At 66.3% G+C, this 18,548-nt stretch carries 17 protein-coding genes; 14 read left to right on the top strand and 3 right to left on the bottom strand.

Translation table 11 applies throughout. From position 1 onward, the window contains the following. A partial coding sequence (flhF, locus tag HV786_RS27020) for a flagellar biosynthesis GTPase FlhF (protein ID WP_175212082.1) occupies positions 1-2,278 on the top strand: 2,278 nt, incomplete at its 5' end. Positions 2,279-2,359: 81 nt separating this feature from the next. Here the strand turns inward: flhF and HV786_RS27015 are convergent. The 3 genes from HV786_RS27015 to flgA all read right to left on the bottom strand — a co-directional run bounded on the left by HV786_RS27015 (position 2,360) and on the right by flgA (position 3,999). Then, on the bottom strand, positions 2,360-2,833 hold the full coding sequence (locus tag HV786_RS27015) for a flagella synthesis protein FlgN (protein WP_128828142.1): 474 nt from the start codon (positions 2,831-2,833) through the stop codon (positions 2,360-2,362). Positions 2,834-2,864: 31 nt separating this feature from the next. Further along, on the bottom strand, positions 2,865-3,158 hold the full coding sequence (gene flgM, locus HV786_RS27010) for a flagellar biosynthesis anti-sigma factor FlgM (RefSeq protein ID WP_056316603.1): 294 nt from the start codon (positions 3,156-3,158) through the stop codon (positions 2,865-2,867). Positions 3,159-3,285: 127 nt separating this feature from the next. Next, complete coding sequence (gene flgA, locus HV786_RS27005) at positions 3,286-3,999, bottom strand: flagellar basal body P-ring formation chaperone FlgA (RefSeq protein ID WP_128828143.1); 714 nt, start codon at positions 3,997-3,999, stop codon at positions 3,286-3,288. A gap of 178 nt (positions 4,000-4,177) precedes the next feature. On the opposite strand from flgA, the gene flgB reads away from it, so the two are divergent. From flgB to HV786_RS26940, 13 genes are all read left to right on the top strand, one after another. Continuing rightward, positions 4,178-4,585 (top strand): flagellar basal body rod protein FlgB, encoded by a 408-nt coding sequence (gene flgB, locus HV786_RS27000; protein WP_056316606.1) that lies wholly within the window; start codon positions 4,178-4,180, stop codon positions 4,583-4,585. Positions 4,586-4,607: 22 nt separating this feature from the next. Beyond that, complete coding sequence (gene flgC, locus HV786_RS26995) at positions 4,608-5,027, top strand: flagellar basal body rod protein FlgC (protein ID WP_056316609.1); 420 nt, start codon at positions 4,608-4,610, stop codon at positions 5,025-5,027. A gap of 20 nt (positions 5,028-5,047) precedes the next feature. Continuing rightward, complete coding sequence (locus HV786_RS26990; RefSeq protein WP_128828144.1) at positions 5,048-5,746, top strand: flagellar hook capping FlgD N-terminal domain-containing protein; 699 nt, start codon at positions 5,048-5,050, stop codon at positions 5,744-5,746. A gap of 69 nt (positions 5,747-5,815) precedes the next feature. Next, the gene (locus tag HV786_RS26985) at positions 5,816-7,282 is read left to right on the top strand and encodes a flagellar hook-basal body complex protein (RefSeq protein ID WP_128828145.1); all 1,467 of its coding nucleotides are present in this window, start codon (positions 5,816-5,818) and stop codon (positions 7,280-7,282) included. Between the two features lie 47 nt (positions 7,283-7,329). Continuing rightward, positions 7,330-8,094, top strand: a complete 765-nt coding sequence (locus HV786_RS26980; protein ID WP_128828146.1) for a flagellar basal body rod protein FlgF — start codon at positions 7,330-7,332, stop codon at positions 8,092-8,094. Between the two features lie 52 nt (positions 8,095-8,146). After that, the gene (flgG, locus tag HV786_RS26975) at positions 8,147-8,932 is read left to right on the top strand and encodes a flagellar basal-body rod protein FlgG (protein WP_056316620.1); all 786 of its coding nucleotides are present in this window, start codon (positions 8,147-8,149) and stop codon (positions 8,930-8,932) included. After that, positions 8,932-9,621, top strand: a complete 690-nt coding sequence (locus HV786_RS26970; RefSeq protein WP_056316623.1) for a flagellar basal body L-ring protein FlgH — start codon at positions 8,932-8,934, stop codon at positions 9,619-9,621. The genes flgG and HV786_RS26970 overlap by 1 nt, the downstream gene beginning before the upstream one ends. 3 nt (positions 9,622-9,624) lie before the next feature. Continuing rightward, positions 9,625-10,761, top strand: coding sequence for a flagellar basal body P-ring protein FlgI (locus HV786_RS26965; protein ID WP_056316626.1), 1,137 nt, complete (start codon positions 9,625-9,627; stop codon positions 10,759-10,761). Between the two features lie 5 nt (positions 10,762-10,766). Next, positions 10,767-11,744: a flagellar assembly peptidoglycan hydrolase FlgJ gene (flgJ, locus tag HV786_RS26960; protein ID WP_175212081.1), complete on the top strand. Its 978-nt coding sequence runs from the start codon at positions 10,767-10,769 to the stop codon at positions 11,742-11,744. Between the two features lie 73 nt (positions 11,745-11,817). Further along, the gene (gene flgK, locus HV786_RS26955; protein ID WP_128828147.1) at positions 11,818-13,491 is read left to right on the top strand and encodes a flagellar hook-associated protein FlgK; all 1,674 of its coding nucleotides are present in this window, start codon (positions 11,818-11,820) and stop codon (positions 13,489-13,491) included. Between the two features lie 46 nt (positions 13,492-13,537). Then, entirely contained in the window at positions 13,538-14,797 is a 1,260-nt protein-coding gene (flgL, locus tag HV786_RS26950) for a flagellar hook-associated protein FlgL (protein WP_128828148.1), read from the top strand. Positions 14,798-14,938: 141 nt separating this feature from the next. After that, complete coding sequence (locus HV786_RS26945) at positions 14,939-16,792, top strand: methyl-accepting chemotaxis protein (protein WP_175212080.1); 1,854 nt, start codon at positions 14,939-14,941, stop codon at positions 16,790-16,792. Between the two features lie 105 nt (positions 16,793-16,897). Beyond that, on the top strand, positions 16,898-18,548 hold a 1,651-nt coding region (locus HV786_RS26940; RefSeq protein WP_175212079.1), incomplete at its 3' end, for a methyl-accepting chemotaxis protein.

The following is an 18,548-nucleotide window of genomic DNA, read 5'->3' as shown; positions in this document are numbered from 1 at the left end:
GGCGCCCGCCACACCTGCGCAGCCGCCCGCCATGCCGCCGGCCGCGTCGCCCCTGTCCGCCGCGCCACCGGCCACCTTGTCCGCCGCGCCTTCCATGGGCCGCATGCCGGACGCGCCGGTCCGTCCGCCGCAGGGTTTGCCGCCCGCGCCGCTGGCTGCCGATACGGCCGCCGGTCTGCAGGATGCCATCAGCGCGTTGCGCGGAGCGCTTGAAACCCGCATGGACGGCCTGCTGTGGGGCGGACGCCAGGGTCCGGGCCGGGAGCCGGCCGCCGCCGCGCTATTCCGCAGCCTGCTGGATGCGGGGTTCAGCACCAAACTGGTCCGCACGCTGGTTGAACGCCTGCCGCAGGGCCTCTCCGCCGAGGCGGCGCAGAGCTGGGCGCGCAATGAGCTGGTGACGCACCTGCCGGTGGTGCGTTCCGAAGACGAATTTCTGGCCGGTGGCGTGTACGCGCTGGTCGGCCCCACCGGCGTGGGCAAGACCACGACGCTGGCCAAGCTCGCCGCGCGCTGCGTGGCCCGCGAGGGACGCGAGCAAGTCGCCATGCTGACGACCGACCTGTTCCGGATCGGCGCGCTGGAACAATTGCAGATCTACGGCCGCCTGATGGGCGTGCCCGCGCATTCGGTGCGCGATGCCGGCGAGCTGCGCCGCATCCTGGCCGAGCTGGGCAACCGCAAGATCGTCCTGATCGACACGACCGGCATCAGCCAGCGCGACCGCCTGGTGGCCGAGCAGGCGTCGATGCTGTGCAACGCGGGCAAGCCGGTGCGCCGGCTGCTGGTGCTCAATGCCGCCAGCCAGGGCGACACGCTGGACGAAGTCGCGCACGCCTACCGCAATGGGGTCGGCGAGGACGTCGCCGGCTGCATCATCACCAAGCTGGACGAAGCCACGCGCTTGGGCGCGGCGCTGGACACCGCCATCCGCCACCGCTTGCCGATTCATTACATGTCCGTCGGCCAGAAAGTGCCCGAGCACATGGAGCTGGCGCGCGCGGACGTGCTGATCGACCGCGCGTTCGCGATGGTGGAGCGCGCCCGTGCGCTGTATACCCCGAGCGAGGCCGATCTGGCGTCGCTGGTGTCGTCGTCGCGCGAGCCGGACGCCGTGGATCCGGCGCGCCGCCGCCAGCTGCTGGCCTCCGCGATCCTGCCGCAACAGGCGGGCGCGGGGTCGATCGCCGCGGCGCAAAGCCTGGACGACACGATTTCGTGGCTGGACAACGACCCGGCGTGCCTGCAGGCGCGCACCGCCTGGCGTGAATACGTCAGCGACGGCGCCGGTTCCAGCCTGGCCGCGCTGGGCGACGAGCCGCTGTCGATGGCGCGCCGTGAATTCTCCGCCGCCTGCACCCGCAACCTGCTTGTGATGCACGGCAAGACCGCCATGAAGGGCGATGCCTTGCCCGGCGGCGCGCTGCTCGGCGCACTGCTGATGAGCGATCGCGGCGCCGCGCTTGCGGCGCCCGCGCAGCAACTGGTGCTGCCGCACGGCATGTTGAGTTCGTTTGCCCCTGCCGCGCCGGCTCAGCCCGACCCGGCGCTGGCGCTGCAAGCGCGCGTGGCGTGGCTGGGCGAGCGCCTCCAGTCCGTGCCGCTGGTCCACATGCTGGAGGCAGGCACGGTTGCGCTGTGGCAACCCTTCTCCGAGCAGGGCGTGTCGTGGGTGGCTCGTTGCCCGGGCGGCCTGCGGGTGATCCAGGACGAGTGCCCGACCAACCTGAATGCCGTCGGCAAGAGCGTGGGCTATCTGCCCGTGGGCCAGCCCGGCGACATGCCGGGTCTGCGCCTCGCGGCGGGCGGCAAGACCGTGTCGCTCGCGCTGTGGGCGTCGGGCACCGAAGTCGTGCTGCCGGGCAAGGGGCAGGGCGCCAGCGTGCGCCTGATCTGCGCGCGGCTGATCGACACCGTGACCGGCGAGGTCGCGGGCCAGTTGTTCGGCGCCACCAACCTGCCGGCCTCTCAGGCCGACGCCGCGACGATCGCGCGCTGGCTGGTCCTGCAAGACGAGGCCAAGGCCGCGTTCCGCTACATGGCCAATGCGTGGCAAGCGCTGCCCGCGGTCGACGGCGCCCACACGCTGGCGCGCCAGTCGCTGATGGCCGGTCAGCTGGGCGCCGCCTGCTGGCAACTGGCCCATTCGCCAGCGGCCGACGTCGTGCGCGGCCCGCTGTCGGGCATCGTGGGCACCGAACGCAAGCTGTCCGGCAAGATGCTGCCGGTGGCGCTGCTGAAGATGTTTGCACTGCTGGAGATGACGGGCGGGGCGTGAAGCCGCGCCCGGCTTCCGGGCGGCCGCAAACAAAAAAACGGCGTGCCAGGCACGCCGTTTTCTATTGGGAGGCTGAAGCTTTCAGCCCGCCACGATCGGCCGGCGGCCCGGTGCGCTGCGGGCGCCGCGGCCTTGCGCGTCGTAGGTCGAGGCGCTGCCGACGCCGACGTTGCGCAGGGCGTCCAGCGACTGCTGGGTATAGCGCAGGTGCACGTCGATCAGGGCGCCATTGCGCATGTTGATTTCGCTGGCGGAGGCCGACTTGGACAGGAGCGCCTGCCAGACGCCGGAGAGCTGCGGATACTGCGCCGCGGCCTGTTCGGTGCCGACGTGGCCCGTGGGCAGGCCGATTTCGGTGAGCAGCTTGTCGCGGGTCTGGCTCAGGTCGACCAATTGCTGCGCGATGCCGCGCTTGCGTTCGGTGATCTGGTTCAGTGCCTCGACGCTGCCCTGGCTGACCAGGACCTCGGTCTCTTCCTCGAGGATCGAGGAAAACTCGGAGATCAGGGTGTCTTCCTGCTTCATGCAGGATTGCAGGGAATCGACGAGGCTCATGACAGACGGCTCTATATAAAGAAAGGGCAGGCTATTTCAGAAGGTCGCGGGCGCTGGCGATCAGGCTGTCGGCGATGCGGCCGGTGTCGATCTTGAGCTGCCCGGATGCGATCGCGGCGCGGATGGCGGCAACGCGCTCGACGTTGATGTCGTTCGAGCCGTCTTGCAGGGCCAGCATCTTGCGCGACGCCGAACTCAGCGCGACTTGCGAGCTGCTCGAGCCGGTGGCGCTGCCGGCGCCATAGGCCTGGCTGACCGCGGACTCGGCGCGTGCACCGACGGCGTCGGCCGCCAGGGGCCGGTTGGTGGTCGAATTGATTTTCAAGGTTTTCTCCGCAGGGCGTCCTGGGTCGGTTTGCGACGGATCCGCCTACTTATGTCTCTGTAACGACAAGGGGCGAAGGAACTTTAGGGTATATACACACCCGCCGCAACGCGATTTGTAACATTATCTAGAGCTGTATTTCCACCAGGGTGGCGTTTCGGACGATACCGCTGACCACTTGACCGCCCGCCGTCTTGACCTGGACCACCGCGCCGGGCGGGGCGTTCTCCAGGGCTTCGCCCTCGCTGCTGACCGTGAATCCCTTGCCTCGCGCGTTGATGCGCACGTTGGTGCCGCGCTGCACCGACTGGGCATTGCGCAGCGAAGAGCTGCGGATGGGTTGGCCGGCGTTGATGCGGAACGCGGCGGTCATGCCGGCCACCGCCTGCGGGTCGGTGATGGCGCCGGGGGGAAGGGCGACCAGATCTCCGTCGCGGGCGTCCAGGTCTGCCGGGGTCAGGGCCTGGCCAGCGGCAATCAGGCGCGAGGCCACGTAATAGTGGCCGGCCACGCTGACGGTCGCCTGCACGTAGGCGGTCCAGCCCTTGGCCGCGTTGCAGCGCACGCCGACGGTCATGCGCGAGCGCAGCTTCATGCCGGAAGGCAGAAACGGGGACAAGGTGTCGCAGGGCGCCAGCCGGTCGGTGCGCGGCGGGTCGATGGCAATGGACGCCTGGCCGGGCAGGGAAGCCAGCTGCTCCTGCAGATATGCCTGGGCCGCCAAGACGATCGCTTCCGGCGCCTGGGTGGCCGCCGCCTGGGCCTGGGCGGCGCCCGCCGAGGCCAGAAGCAGGACAGCCAGGCCTGCGCGCGCGTGAAGGAGTCGTGCGGAGATTTTCATGATGGATGAATTGTAGAAGTGGGCGGCGTTCGGCAATACGTGAATTGGATGAGAAATGACGGGTTATTTGGCTGATTGTGTTACCAGTCCGGCCCCTATCATGCCGTCATCCAATGGGATAACGGTGTGTCCGGTGTCCCTCGCTTTATCTGATTTGCAACGTATTCAAGGCGCCACGATGCTCGACAGGCTCAACGAAGATTTCCGGTTCTACCAGCAGGCTCTGGCACTGCGCGCGCAGCGTCAGGAAGTGCTTTCCTCGAACATCGCCAACGCCGACACGCCCAACTACAAGGCGCGAGACATCGACTTCAAGGCGGCGATGCAAGCCGCCATCGAAGGCACGATGCGCCTGCCCGACACGTCGCTCAAGCTGACCTCCGCCCGCCACATTCCAGCCAAGGCCGTGTCGCAGGGCCCGACGGACCTGCTGTACCGCCTGCCGTACCAGCCGAGCATGGACGGCAACACGGTGGACATGGACATCGAGCGCGTGCAGTTCGCCGACAACACGCTGCATTACCAGAGCACGATGCAGCTCATCTCCAACCGCATCCGCGGGCTGCAGACCGCCATTCAGGATTGATCTTTAAAGGGAGCAACAGGCAATGTCCTTGTTGAGCATTTTCGATATCGCCGGTTCGGCGCTGAGCGCGCAGTCGCAGCGCATGAACGTGGCGGCCAGCAACATGGCCAACGCCGACAGCGTGGTGGGCCCGGACGGCCAGCCGTACCGCGCGCGCCAGGTCGTGTTCCAGGTCAACCCCGCCGCGGGTCAGGCGCTGGGCCAGGAGATCGGCGGCGTGCGCGTGGCCGGCGTGGTCCAGGACCAGTCGCCCCTCAAGCAGGTCTACGACCCGAAGCATCCCCTGGCCGACGCCCAGGGCTACGTCAGCATGCCCAACGTCGATCCGGTGGCCGAAACGGTCAACATGATCGCGGCATCGCGGTCCTACCAGGCCAACGTCGAAGTGCTCAACACCGCCAAGGCGTTGATGCAGAAGACGCTCACCATCGGCCAGTCCTAATTTCCAGCCAGAGTCTATCCATGACCACCGTCGATCAAACCACGAGCACCACGGCCATGGGCCTGGCGCAAACCGGCGCCAACAGCGCGAGCACCGCGCAGGGCCTGCAGGACCAGTTCCTGAAGCTGCTGGTCACGCAGCTCAAGAACCAGGATCCGCTGAACCCGATGCAGAACGCGGAGCTGACGTCGCAACTGGCGCAGATCTCCACGGTGGAAGGCATCACCAACCTGAAGAACACCATGCTGGCCATCAGCGGCCAGATCGACGTGTCCCAGTCGATGAACGCCGTGTCGATGATCGGCAAGGGCGTCCTGATCCCGGGCACGAAGGTCAAGGTCGGCGTGGACAGCGCCAACCCGACGGACCGCGTGGTCACGCCCTACGGCCTGGACCTGCAAGGCGACGCCGCCAAGGTGCAGGTTCGCATTTCCGATTCGAACGGCGCGGTGGTTCGCACCATCGAGCTGGGCGAACAGAAGACCGGCGTGTACACGCTGGAATGGGACGGCAAGAACGACGCCGGGGTGGCGCTGGAAGCGGGCGCCTACAACGTGTCCGTGCTGGCCACCGACGCGGAAGGCGCGAAGGTGAATACGGAAGTGCTGAGCTACGGCAACGTCAAGAGCGTGGCGTACTCCACCAACGGCCTGCGACTGGATCTTGGCCTGGACGGCCAGACCAGCATGCTGGACGTGCGCAAGGTGATCGGCGCCTGAACGGGCGGATATGAATCGGTGCCGGCGCACGGGCGGCGGCTTTTCCACTAAAGATTAGCGAGAGTAAACATGGGCTTCGGACAAGGATTGAGCGGCTTGAACGCCGCTGCGCAGAACCTGGACGTCATCGGCAACAACATCGCCAACTCTGGCACCGTCGGCTTCAAGTCGGCGACCGCATCGTTCGCTGACGTCTACGCCAGCTCGCGCGTGGGCCTGGGCGTCAAGGTCGCGGCCATCAACCAGCGCTTCACCGTTGGCGCGGTGACGGGCGGCGGCGGCGAATACGACATCGCCATCGATGGCGCCAAGGGCATGTTCCGCGTGACCGACCAGAGCGGCTCGGTCATGTACACGCGCAACGGCGAATTCCTCGTCGACAAGAACAACTTCATCGTGAACGCCCAAGGCTACCGCCTGACCGGCTACCCGGCCGGCGCGATCGGCGCGAACCCTGTCGAACTGCAACTGCCGACCGCCAACGTGGCGCCGCAGGCCACCAGCACCGCCACCACCGTGGCCAACCTGGACGCCAACGCCAAGGTCATCTATCAGGTCGACACCGTGACGTCGCCGGCCGTTCCCGGCTCGGTCACGCTGGGCGGCACCGCCTACACGTTCACCAAGGCCGCCGGCGGCGCGCTGACGTGGACCCCGGCCAACCCGCCCGCCAACACGTACGGCACGGCGCCCAACACCGTCACGATCGACGGCACGGGTCAGGTTACCGCTGGCGCGCTGGAAGACATCCCCGGCTTCGTGGACTACACCGCTGCCGTCACGGAAATCGGCAAGCCGTTCGATCCGAAGATCTCCAGCACCTACACGAACGCCTCGCCCATGACGGTGTTCGACTCCCTGGGCAACTCGCACCAGGTCATGCAGTACTTCGTCAAGCGTGAAGCCGCGGCCGGCACCAGCGTGTACGACGTGTACTACACGATGGACGGCCAGGCCATGGCGCCCACGACGGAAGCCGGCGGCGTGTGGGGCAACCCCCAGCAGTTCACGTTCAACAACGCCGGCACGCTGACCAGCGCGCCGATCGTGAACCTGTCCTTCGCCCAGCCTGGCGGCACCGCCACCCCGGCCGATCCGCTGAACATCGCGGTCAACTACACCGGCACGACGCAATACGGCAGCAACTACAAGCTGGTCGCCAAGCCCGACGGCTACACGTCCGGCGAGTTCAGCGGCATCAACATCAGCAGCGACGGCAGCCTGGTCGCCAGCTACACCAACGGCGAAACCCAGGTCGTCGGCACGCTCGTGCTGGCCGACTTCTCGAACCTGCAGGGCCTGCAGCCCGTGGGCAACAACGCCTGGAAGGAAACGGCGGCCTCCGGCCAGCCGATCCTGGGCCAGCCCGGCACCAACAGCATGTCGACGGTGGTGGGCCAGGCAACGGAAGCGTCCAACGTGGACATGAGCCGCGAGCTGGTCAACATGATCATCGCCCAGCGCACCTACCAGGCCAATTCGCAGACCATCAAGACCCAGGACGAGATCATGCAAGTCCTGATGAACCTGAAGTAATGCCCGCTGGGCAAGTGACGACACCGACGACACCCACGGAATAGGCAATGGATCGAATCATCTACACCGCCATGAATGGCGCAGCGCGGATCACGGAGCACCAGGCCGCGCTCTCCAACAATATGGCCAACGTGAACACGACGGGCTTTCGCGAGCAGATCGCGTTGTACCGCTCGGTTCCGGTGACGGACGGGGTGAGCCTGCCTACGCGTGTTTCGACGGTGGCGTCCACGCCCGGCAACAGCTTCCAGATGGGCACCATGCAGACCACGGGCCGCGACCTGGACGTGGCGCTGTCCAGCGAAGCCGGCTGGATCGCGGTGCAGACCCCGCAGGGCGAAGCCTATACGCGCGCCGGCAGCCTGCAGGTAGGCATCAACGGGCTGTTGCAAACGTCGCTGGGCCAGCCGGTCCTGTCGGACCAGGGCGGTCCCATCGACGTGCCCGACCAGGCCGCGCTGACCATCACGTCCGACGGCACGATCACGGCGCTGGGCGCCGGCGACGCGCCGAACAACATCCTGAACCTGGGCCGGCTCAAGCTCGTCAATCCGGACAACAAGCAGCTGGTTCACGGCGACGACGGTGTCTTCCGCATGGCGCCGGTCAATGGCCAGCCCGCGCCGCCGGTGCCCGCCGATCCCGGCCTGCGCCTCTTGTCTGGCGTGCTGGAAGGCAGCAACACCAATCCGATGGCGTCGATGGTGGGCATGATCGAAAACGCCCGCCGCTTCGAGCAGCAGATGCAGGTGATTCAGCAGTCGGACCGCAATGCGGAACGCGCCAACGGCATTCTGTCCGTAAGCGCCTGATTTAAATAAACATTTTGTTCGCGGCCAAGCCGCGGCACCGGAGTTTCTCATCATGATGCGTTCGCTGTGGATCGCCAAGACGGGCCTGGAAGGTCAGCAGACCTCCATGGACGTGATTTCCAACAACTTGGCCAACGTCTCCACCAATGGGTTCAAGCGCGGCCGTGCCGTGTTCCAGGACCTGATGTACCAGACGCTGCGCCAGCCCGGCGCCCAGGTGGGCGACGCCACGCAACTGCCGTCCGGCCTGCAGCTGGGCACCGGGGCACGCGTGGCCGCGACCGAGCGCATCCACTCGACCGGCAACCTGAACAACACGGGCAGCGAAATGGACGTGGCCATCAACGGCCGCGGCTTCCTGCCGGTGGAACTGCCCGACGGCACGCAGGCCTACACCCGTGACGGCGCCCTGCAGCGCGACCAGAACGGCCAGCTCGTGACCGTCAGCGGCTACGTCATCCAGCCGCCGATCAACGTGCCGGACAACGCGCTGTCCATCACCATCGGCAACGACGGCATGGTGTCGGTGACGCAACCCGGCGCGGCCGGCGTGAACGTGCAGATCGGCCAGTTGCAGATCGCCACCTTCATCAACCCGACCGGCCTGCAAAGCATCGGCGAAAACCTGTACCTGGAAACCGACTCGTCGGGCCCGGCGAACCTGCTTCAGCCAGGTGTGGACGGCGCGGGCTCGATCATGCAAAAGTATGTCGAGACCTCCAACGTCAACGTCGCCGAGGAACTGGTCAACATGATCACGACGCAACGCGCCTACGAAATGAACAGCAAGGCCGTCAAGACGTCGGACGAAATGCTGGCCCGCCTGACCCAACTGTGATGCCCATGTCTGTCCTGCGCCTGGTATTTGCGTCTGCGCTGGCTCTGCTGGCGGCTGGCTGCGCCATCATCCCGCCCGAGCCCATCGTGACCGGGCCGACGACGGCGGCGCCACCGCCGCCGCCGATGCCGATGGCGCAGCCCACGGGCTCGATCTACCAGCCCACGACATACGGCAATTACCCGCTGTTCGAAGACCGCCGGCCGCGCAATGTGGGCGACATCGTCACCATCGTCCTGAACGAGCGCACCAATGCGTCCAAGAACGTGGCGACGAACACCAACCGCACCGGCTCGGCCACCCTGGGCATCGCCGCCGCGCCGTCCTTCATGGACAGCTGGGCGAACGCCAACCTGAACACGGAAGCCAACGGCGGCAACGTGTCGCAGGGCAAGGGCGACAGTAGCGCCAACAACGCCTTCACCGGCACCATCACCACCACGGTGGTGGGCGTGATGTCCAACGGCAACCTGCAGGTTGCCGGCGAAAAGCAGATCGCCATCAACCGCGGCAGCGAATACGTGCGCTTTGCCGGCGTGGTCGATCCGCGCTCCATCACGGGCACGAACACCGTGTCGTCCACCCAAGTGGCCGATGCGCGCATCGAATACCGCAGCAAGGGCGTCATGGACGAAGTCCAGACCATGGGCTGGCTGCAACGCTTCTTCCTGATCGCCTCGCCGTTCTAAATCATGAAACAACCGACTCCGATATCCACCTTGCTGTCCCTGTTGGCGCGGGTGTGCGTGGCCGTCGGCCTGGCCGCGGGCGCCGGCGCGGCGCACGCCGAACGGCTCAAGGATCTGGCAAGCATCCAGGGCGTGCGCGGCAACCAGTTGATCGGCTACGGCCTGGTCGTGGGCCTGGACGGCAGCGGCGACCAAGTGCGCCAGACGCCGTTCACGCAGCAGAGCCTGACGAACATGCTGTCGCAGCTGGGCATCACGGTGCCCGCTGGCAGCAACATGCAGTTGAAGAACGTGGCGGCCGTCATGGTCACGACCACCTTGCCGGCGTTTGCGCGGCCCGGCCAGACGCTGGACGTGGTGGTGTCCTCGATGGGCAACGCCAAGAGCCTGCGCGGCGGCACGCTGCTGATGACGCCGCTCAAGGGCGCGGACAGCCAGGTCTACGCCATTGCCCAGGGCAACATCCTGGTCGGCGGCGCGGGCGCCTCCGCGGGCGGCTCCAGCGTGCAGATCAACCAGCTGAACGGCGGCCGCATCAGCGCGGGCGCCATCGTCGAGCGCGGCGTGCCCACCACGTTCACGCGCGACGGCTACGTGCATGTCGAACTGAACAACACCGACTTCGGCACGGCGCAGAACGTGGCCACGGCCCTGAACCGCAGGTTCGGGCAGGGCACGGCCACCGCGCTGGACGGTCGCGTGATCCAGGTGCGCACGCCCATGGAGCAGGGCTCGCAAGCCCGCTTCCTGTCGCAGATGGAAGACCTGCAGGTCACCCGCGCGCCCACGGTCGCCAAGGTCATCATCAACGCCCGCACGGGCTCGGTCGTCATGAACCGCACGGTCATGATCGAAGAGGCCGCCGTCGCGCACGGCAACCTGTCGGTCATCATCAACCGCCAGAACGAAGTGGTTCAGCCGGACACGCCGTTCACGCAAGGCCAGACGGTGGTGGTGCCCAATACCCAGATCGAAGTGCGCCAGGACAACGGTTCGCTGCAGCGCGTCAGCACCAGCGCCAACCTGGCCGACGTGGTCAAGGGTCTGAACGCCCTGGGCGCCACGCCGCAGGACCTGCTGGCCATCCTGCAGGCGATGAAGAGCGCCGGCGCGCTGCGCGCCGAACTTGAAATCATCTGACGGACATGGCTTACACCAACGACGCGGCAGGCGCCAGCACCCGGCAGGACTCGGTCTTCGACATGGGCCGCCTGTCGGACCTGAAGCGCGACGTCAAGAAAGACCCCGCCGGCACCGAGCAGCAAAAGCAGGTCGCCAAGCAGTTTGAGGCGCTGTTCCTGCAGATGATGGTCAAGCGCATGCGCGAGGCCACGCCGAAAGAGGGGCTGTTCGATTCCCAGCAGACGCAGATGCTGCAATCCATGGCGGATGAGCAGCTGGCGCTGCACCTGGCCTCGCCCGGTATCGGCCTGTCGCAGGCCATCCTGGCGCAGATGCAGCAGGGCACGCCCGGCGAGATGTCCGACGAAGCGATCAAGCGCATCGGGCAGGGCGGCGACCTGGACTTCCAGACGGGCGGATCGCGTGAAGTCTCCGCCTTGCTGAACGTGATGCGCAACAACCGTCCGGCTGACCGCGCGCTGGCCGCGGCGGAAGGCGCGCCTGAGCACGTGGTCGACTTCGTGTCCAAGATGTCGCGCGCGGCCAACATGGCGTCGCAGCAAAGCGGCGTGCCGGCCCGCCTCATCATGGGCCAGGCGGCCCTGGAATCCGGCTGGGGCAAGCGCGAGATCAAGCACGCCGACGGCAGCACCAGCTTCAACCTATTTGGCATCAAGGCCGGTCCAAGCTGGAAGGGCAAGGTCGTCAATGTGCTGACCACCGAATACGAAGACGGCGTCGCCCGCAAGGTGACGCAGCCGTTCCGGGCCTACGCGTCGTACGAGGAATCCTTCGCCGACTACGCCCGCCTGATCGGCAACAGCCCGCGCTACGAAAGCGTCACGACGGCCCGCAACGAGATCGAGGCGGCGCGCCGGATCCAGGACGCCGGTTACGCGACGGACCCGCGTTACGCCCAGAAGCTCATCGGCATCATGGGCCAGCTGCGGGGCGCGGCATCCAACGTGGAAAATTCGCGCCGGATGCTGGAAGGACTCTAAATTTGGGTGAGCTCCTGCCGTAAACGGGGTATCCAGAGATAACAGCTGCGGTTACATACGGGGCATTGTCAGCATGAATTTGTACAAAACGGCACTGGGCGGGTTGAACGCGGCGCAAGCGGGCCTGGCGACCACCGGCCACAACATCAACAATGCCACCACGGTCGGCTACAACCGCCAGCGCGTCATGACCTCGACCGCGGGCGCCCAGGCGACCGCCAACGGCTACATTGGCCGTGGCGTCCAGGTCGACACCGTCGTGCGCAGCTACGACAGCTTCCTGTACAAGCAGCTGGTCGGTGCGAATGGCAGCGGCGCCCAGCTCCAGGCGCAGCTCGACCAGGTCTCGCAGATCAACAACCTGTTCTCCGACCGCACCGTGGGCATCGCCCCGGGCCTGACCAATTTCTTCACCAGCATGAACACGGTGGCCAGCAAGCCGGCGGATCCCGCCGCGCGCGCCGACCTGCTCGGCCAGGCCAACAGCCTGACGACGCAGATCCGCTCGGCCTACTCGGAAATGCAGAAGCAGCGTGAAGGCCTGAATTCCCAGATCAGCACCACGGTCGACCAGGTCAACAGCTACCTGACCCGCATCGACGACCTGAACCAGCAGATCTCGCTGGCGGCCGGCAAGGCCGGCGGCAGCCCCCCCAACGACCTGCTCGACCAGCGCGACCAGGCCGTCATGGAACTGAACCAGCTCATCGGCATCACGACCTACGAGCAGGGCGACAAGATCAGCGTCTCGCTGACGAAGGGCGGGCAGTCGCTGCTGTCGGGCAACACGATCTATCCGCTGCAGGCGGTGCCGTCCTCCGCGGACGCGGGCCGCACGGTCATTGCGTACACGTTGCCCGCGGGCACCGGCAAGACCATCGCGGTCGAGATGAACGACACCGAAATCTCCGGCGGCAAGCTGGGCGGCCTGTTGCAGTTCCGCGCCTCATCGCTGGACGTCATGCAGAACCAGCTTGGGCAGATGGCCGTGGGCCTGGCGCTGTCGTTCAACGAGCAGCACAAGCAGGGTCTGGACCAGGGCGGCAATCCGGGCACGGACTTCTTCAGTATCGGTTCGCCGCAGGGCGTGCCCAACGCGGCAAACAAGAGCAACGCGCAGATCTCGGGCGAATTCACCGACCTGGCAAACGTCAATGCCAAGGACTACGAGATCTCGTTCGACGGCACCAACTACCAGGTCGTGCGCATGCCGGAAGGCTCGCAGGTCTACAACGGCCCGGCCACCGGCACGCCGCCCACCGCCACGTTGAATCTCGAAAGCGAGATGGGTGTCACGCTGACCATCAATGCGCCGCCCCAGGCCGGCGACAAGTGGTCGCTGTCGCCCACGCGGGATGCGGCCCGCGACATCAACGTGCTGATTACCGATCCCGACAAGGTTGCCGCGGCGGACCTGGATGGCGGCGACGCCAACGGCAAGAACGCCTTGAAGCTGGCGCAGCTGCAGACCAGCAAGGTGCTGAGCCACGGCACGATGAGCATCAACGACATGTTTGCGCAGGTCGTGAACACGGTCGGCGTGCAGACGCAGCAGATCAAGACGGCCGCCACGGCGCAGGTCAACCTGATCAAGCAGACCACGGCCGCGCAGCAGGCGGTGTCGGGCGTGAACCTGAACGAAGAATACGTAAGCCTGTCGCTCTACCAGGAGCAATACCAGGCCAGCGCCCGCATCATCGATGTGGCGAGCACCATTTTTGACACGCTGTTGGGCCTGCGCGGCTGATCAGAACGTTGACTGTGAATACTAGAAAGCATTTCGGAGCTGCACCATGCGTCTGAGCACCACGATGATGTACACGAACGGCCTGAGCGGCGTTCTCGCCCAGGAATCCGACATGAATCGCCTGGTGGAACAGGTTGGCAGCGGCCGCAAGTTCCTCACCCCCGCGGACGATCCCCTGGCGGCTTCCCTGTCGATCGGCGTCGCGCAGACGCAGAGCATGAACACGACGTACGGGCTGAACCGCAACACGGCCAAGACCAATCTCGGCCAGGAAGCCAACGTCCTGGACTCGATCACCACCGCGCTGCAGGACGTTCGCACGCGCGTCGTGCAGGCCGGTAACGGCACGTTTGCCGACAGCGACCGCCAGGCGCTGTCCACGGCGCTCAAGAGCGCGCGCGACGCGCTGCTGGGCCTTGCCAACAGCACCGACGGCAACGGCCAGTACCTGTTCTCGGGCTATGAAGGCAGCGTGGTGCCTTACGCCCAGGATGCGACGGGCAAGATCGTCTACAGCGGCGCCACCGGCGAGCGCACCGTGCAGGTCGACCAGTCGCGCCAGTTGTCCACCAGCGACCTGGGCAGCGACGTCTTCAATCGCGCCAATCCGGGTTCGACCGCGTACGTAAGCACGGCATCGCCGGCCAACGGCGGCACCGCGCAGTTCAGCACGGTCTCGGTCACGCCGGGCAGCCCCAACATCGGCAAGAATTTCAGCCTGCAGTTCGAATCGGACCCCGCGACCGGCAACATGGGCTATCGCGTCATCACGACCGACCCGTCCGCCACCCCGCCCGTGCCGCCGGTGATCACGCCCGCGCCGCCGGCGGGTCCCACGGAATACAAGGAAGGCGCCAGCATCGACTTCGGCGGCGTCGCCGTGGTGGTCAAGGGCACGCCGCAAAATGGCGACGTGATCGATGTCGAAAGCATCCAATCGGCCGATGTGGATCTGTTCAACACCCTGGACAACCTCATCAAGGTCCTGGATTCGCCCATCGCGGGCGATGAAAAGGCGCTGGCGCGCCTGAACAACGAACTGGCGACGGCGAACAAGAAACTCGCGACCAACTACGACAACATCCTGACCGTGGGCGCGTCGGTGGGCGCCCGCCTGAACGAGCTGGAGGCGCTGGACGCCACCGGCACGCAAAAGGGCCTGTCGTACTCGAAGTCGCTGTCGGATCTGGAAGACCTGGACTACTACGCGGGCGCCAGCCAGCTCGCGCTGCGCCAGGTCGCCTTGCAGGCGGCTTCGGCTGCGTTCATGACCATTCAGGGTTCCAGCCTGTTCAGCCGCAAGTGATGCGGTAGGTTTCAGCGGGGCGCGGCGTGCCCGCACCGCGACAGGCGCACTTTTCGGACGCTGCCGGCCAAGGGCCGGGGCGTCCGTAGTGCGTATAGGGTGGGTTGTGTCGTTCTTCGTTGCTTAACGCTCGGATATTTCATGCTTGGAAATTTGAAAGTTCGCACTTGTATCATTCTGGTGCTGTTGCTCTTCACGGGCGCCATGTTCATTTCGAACGGGGTGGCGTGGATGGGGTTGAACTCCGGCAGCGACAAGCTGGCACAGGTCAACGAAGCCTATGCCAACCAGGCGACGCAACTGCAGCGCGCCTACAGCACGTTCCTGCGCGGACGCCTGCTGCTTGCCAATTCGCTGATGGACATGCAGCAGGGCAAGACCGAACAGTCAACCTCGCAGGCCCAGCGCGCCGACGCGCTCATGGCCGAAGGCTTGAAGTTGTTCGACGCCTTCCGCAAGGCCCCGCGCATGGCGGGTTCCGAAGAGATCGTGGCCAAGCTGGACGCCGCCTACAAGCAGTTCGATGACGTCTACCGCCGACAGGCCGCCGCGCTGAAGAATCTGGCCATTCAAGACTACCTGGACCTGAACGACGCCGGCGGGGCTGCCAACACCGCGTTCCGCGAGGCCGTGAATAACGTGCTGCAGTTCACGGACACGCGTACCGATGAGCTCATCGCGCAGGCGGAAACGGATCACAACATTTCCCGCACCGTGACCATCGTGATGCTGGCCATCGCCCTGGTGCTGGCGCTGGGCTGCTGGATTTTCATCAACCGCACCGTACTGCGTCCGCTGCATGAAGCCGGCGACCACTTCGAGAAGATTTCGGCCGGCGATTTCACGGGCCGCATCGACGTGCGCAGCACCAACGAAATCGGTCACCTGTTCGGCGCCATCAAGCGCATGCAGGAAAGCCTGACGCGCACCGTGGCCTCGGTGCGCCGCGGCGTCGAAGAAATCAACCTGGGCGCGAGGGAAATCTCCGCGGGCAACACCGACCTGTCCAGCCGCACGGAGCAGCAAGCCGCTTCGCTGGAAGAGACTGCCGCGTCGATGGAAGAGCTGGCCTCGACCGTCAAGCAGAACGCGGACAATGCGCGCCAGGCCAACCAGCTGGCCGCCAGCGCCTCTGACGTGGCAGAGCGCGGTGGTTCGGCGGTGTCGGAAGTGGTCAACACGATGCAGGAGATCTCTGCCAGCTCGCGCAAGATCTCGGAGATCGTGTCGGTCATCGACGGCATTGCGTTCCAGACCAACATCCTGGCGCTGAACGCCGCGGTGGAAGCTGCCCGCGCGGGTGAGCAGGGCAAGGGCTTTGCGGTGGTGGCGGGCGAAGTGCGCTCGCTGGCCCAGCGCAGTGCGCAGGCGGCCAAAGAAATCAAGGGCTTGATCGAGGATTCCGTGACCAAGGTGGGCGCTGGTTCGCAGCAGGTCGAGCGCGCCGGTTCCACGATGCAGGAAATCGTGGCCTCGGTGAAACGCGTGACGGACATCATGGGCGAGATTTCGGCGGCGTCCGAAGAGCAGTCCAGCGGCATCGACCAGGTGAACCGCGCGGTCTCGCAGATGGACGAAGTGACGCAGCAGAACGCAGCGCTGGTGGAAGAGGCCGCGGCCGCCGCTGGCTCGCTGCAGGAGCAGGCCCAGCGCCTGGCCGAAGCCGTGTCCGTGTTCAAGATCAACGCCGGCGAAGTGATCGAAGTGCCCGCGCGCCAGTTGGCGCAGCAACGCAGCGCGCCGCTGATGCCCGCGCCCAAGCCCGCGCAGGAAGAACCGGCGAAGGCCGCCGCGCAGTCTGAGTCCGCACCGAAGGCGGCGCCCGCGCCCCGTTTGACGCAAGTGGCCCGGCCCAAGCCGGCGGGCGCGACCGCTGCGCGTCCGATGCGCCGGCCGGCAGCGCGCGCAGCGGATGCCGCGGACGCGCCGGCAGCGGCGCCCAAGCCCGCCACGCGCCGTCCGCCGCCCTCGGACGACGATTGGGAATCTTTCTGACGGTTGTAGTGGGCGTCAGTGCATTGAACAGGCAGTAGAGGAAAACCCTTTTTACGGCCCGGCGGCCACGAAAGCGCCGCCGGGACGGCTACCGGAACTACGGAAATGTTTAGCAATCTGAAGGTGCGCACCGGATTGATGCTGGCCCAGTTGGCAGTTGCCTTGGCCGCGCTCGTTGCCATTGTCCTGGGTTGGAACAGCATGCAGTCCAATGCCCGGGCGATCGACGCCTTGGATTCTCTGAGCGTGCAGCAGAGCAATCTGATCAAGGATTCGTATACCCAGATGCTGCGCGCGACCGTGCGCGCCGACATTGCCGCCGCGCAGCGCGCCGCGGGCGACACGAGCGGCGCCGCCGAGAACTCGCGCATCGTCCAGCAGCTGATCGCGGACTCCAAGAAAAAGATGGAGACGTTCAAGGCGATTCCGAAGACCACCGACATCGGCCGCGCGTCGGAAGGCCAGCTGCTTTCCGCGTTCAACAGCTTTGCCGAGTCGCTGGAAAGCATGATGGCCGCCCTGGACAAGGGCGATGCCGCGACGTACCTGTCGCTCAAGAACACCAAGGCGGGCGCCGCCAGCGGCGCGTTCTTCAAGCAGCTCAACGACTTCTCCGCCAACATCAACAAGTACAGCCAAGAAATGTTGCAGACGTCGCGCGCGCATGCGTCGACGATGACCTACGTGTACATCGGCCTGGCGCTGCTGATCCTGGCCGTGTCGCTGGGCGCGTTCCTCTTCATGAACCGCGTCGTGCTGCGTCCGCTGCGCGCCGTGGGAGAGAGCTTTGACAAGATCGCCGCCGGCGACCTGACCGTGCGGGTGGACGTCAATTCCACGAACGAGGTCGGCGCGCTGATGGCGGCAGTCAAGCGCATGCAGGAAAGCCTGGCGCGGACCGTTTCCGCGGTGCGCCGCGGCGTGGACGAAATCAACGTCGGCTCGCGCGAGATCTCGGCGGGCAACACGGATCTGTCCAGCCGCACGGAAGAGCAGGCGGCCTCCCTGGAAGAGACCGCCGCATCGATGGAGCAGCTGGCTTCGACCGTCAAGCAGAATGCCGACAATGCCCGCCAGGCCAACCAGCTGGCGGCCAGCGCATCTGACGTGGCCGAGCGCGGCGGTTCGGCGGTGGCGGAAGTGGTCAGCACGATGGAAGGCATTTCGGCCAGCTCGCGCAAGATCTCGGAAATCGTATCCGTCATCGACGGCATCGCGTTCCAGACCAACATCCTGGCGCTGAACGCCGCCGTGGAAGCGGCCCGCGCCGGCGAGCAGGGCAAGGGTTTCGCGGTGGTGGCGGGCGAAGTGCGTTCGCTGGCGCAGCGCAGCGCCCAGGCGGCCAAGGAAATCAAGGGCCTCATCGAGGACTCGGTCTCCAAGGTCGGGGCCGGGTCGCAGCAGGTGGAACGCGCCGGCGCGACGATGCAGGAGATCGTCGCTTCGGTGAAACGCGTGACGGACATCATGGGCGAGATCTCGGCGGCGTCCGAAGAACAGTCCAGCGGCATCGACCAGGTCAACCGCGCGGTTTCGCAGATGGACGAAGTGACGCAGCAGAACGCGGCGCTGGTGGAAGAGGCCGCGGCCGCCGCCGGTTCGCTGCAGGATCAGGCCCAGCGCCTGGCCGAAGCGGTGGCCGTGTTCAAGATCAATGCGGGCGAAGTCATCGAAGTGCCGGCGCGCCAGTTGGCCCAACAGCATCGGCCGGCCGCCCGCGTGGCGGCGCCGGCGGCTGCAGCGACACCCGCGCGGG

The organism is Achromobacter mucicolens (assembly GCF_902859725.1).
Classification (GTDB): Bacteria; Pseudomonadota; Gammaproteobacteria; order Burkholderiales; family Burkholderiaceae_B; genus Achromobacter; species Achromobacter mucicolens.
This window is presented reverse-complemented; position numbering and strand designations above follow the sequence as displayed.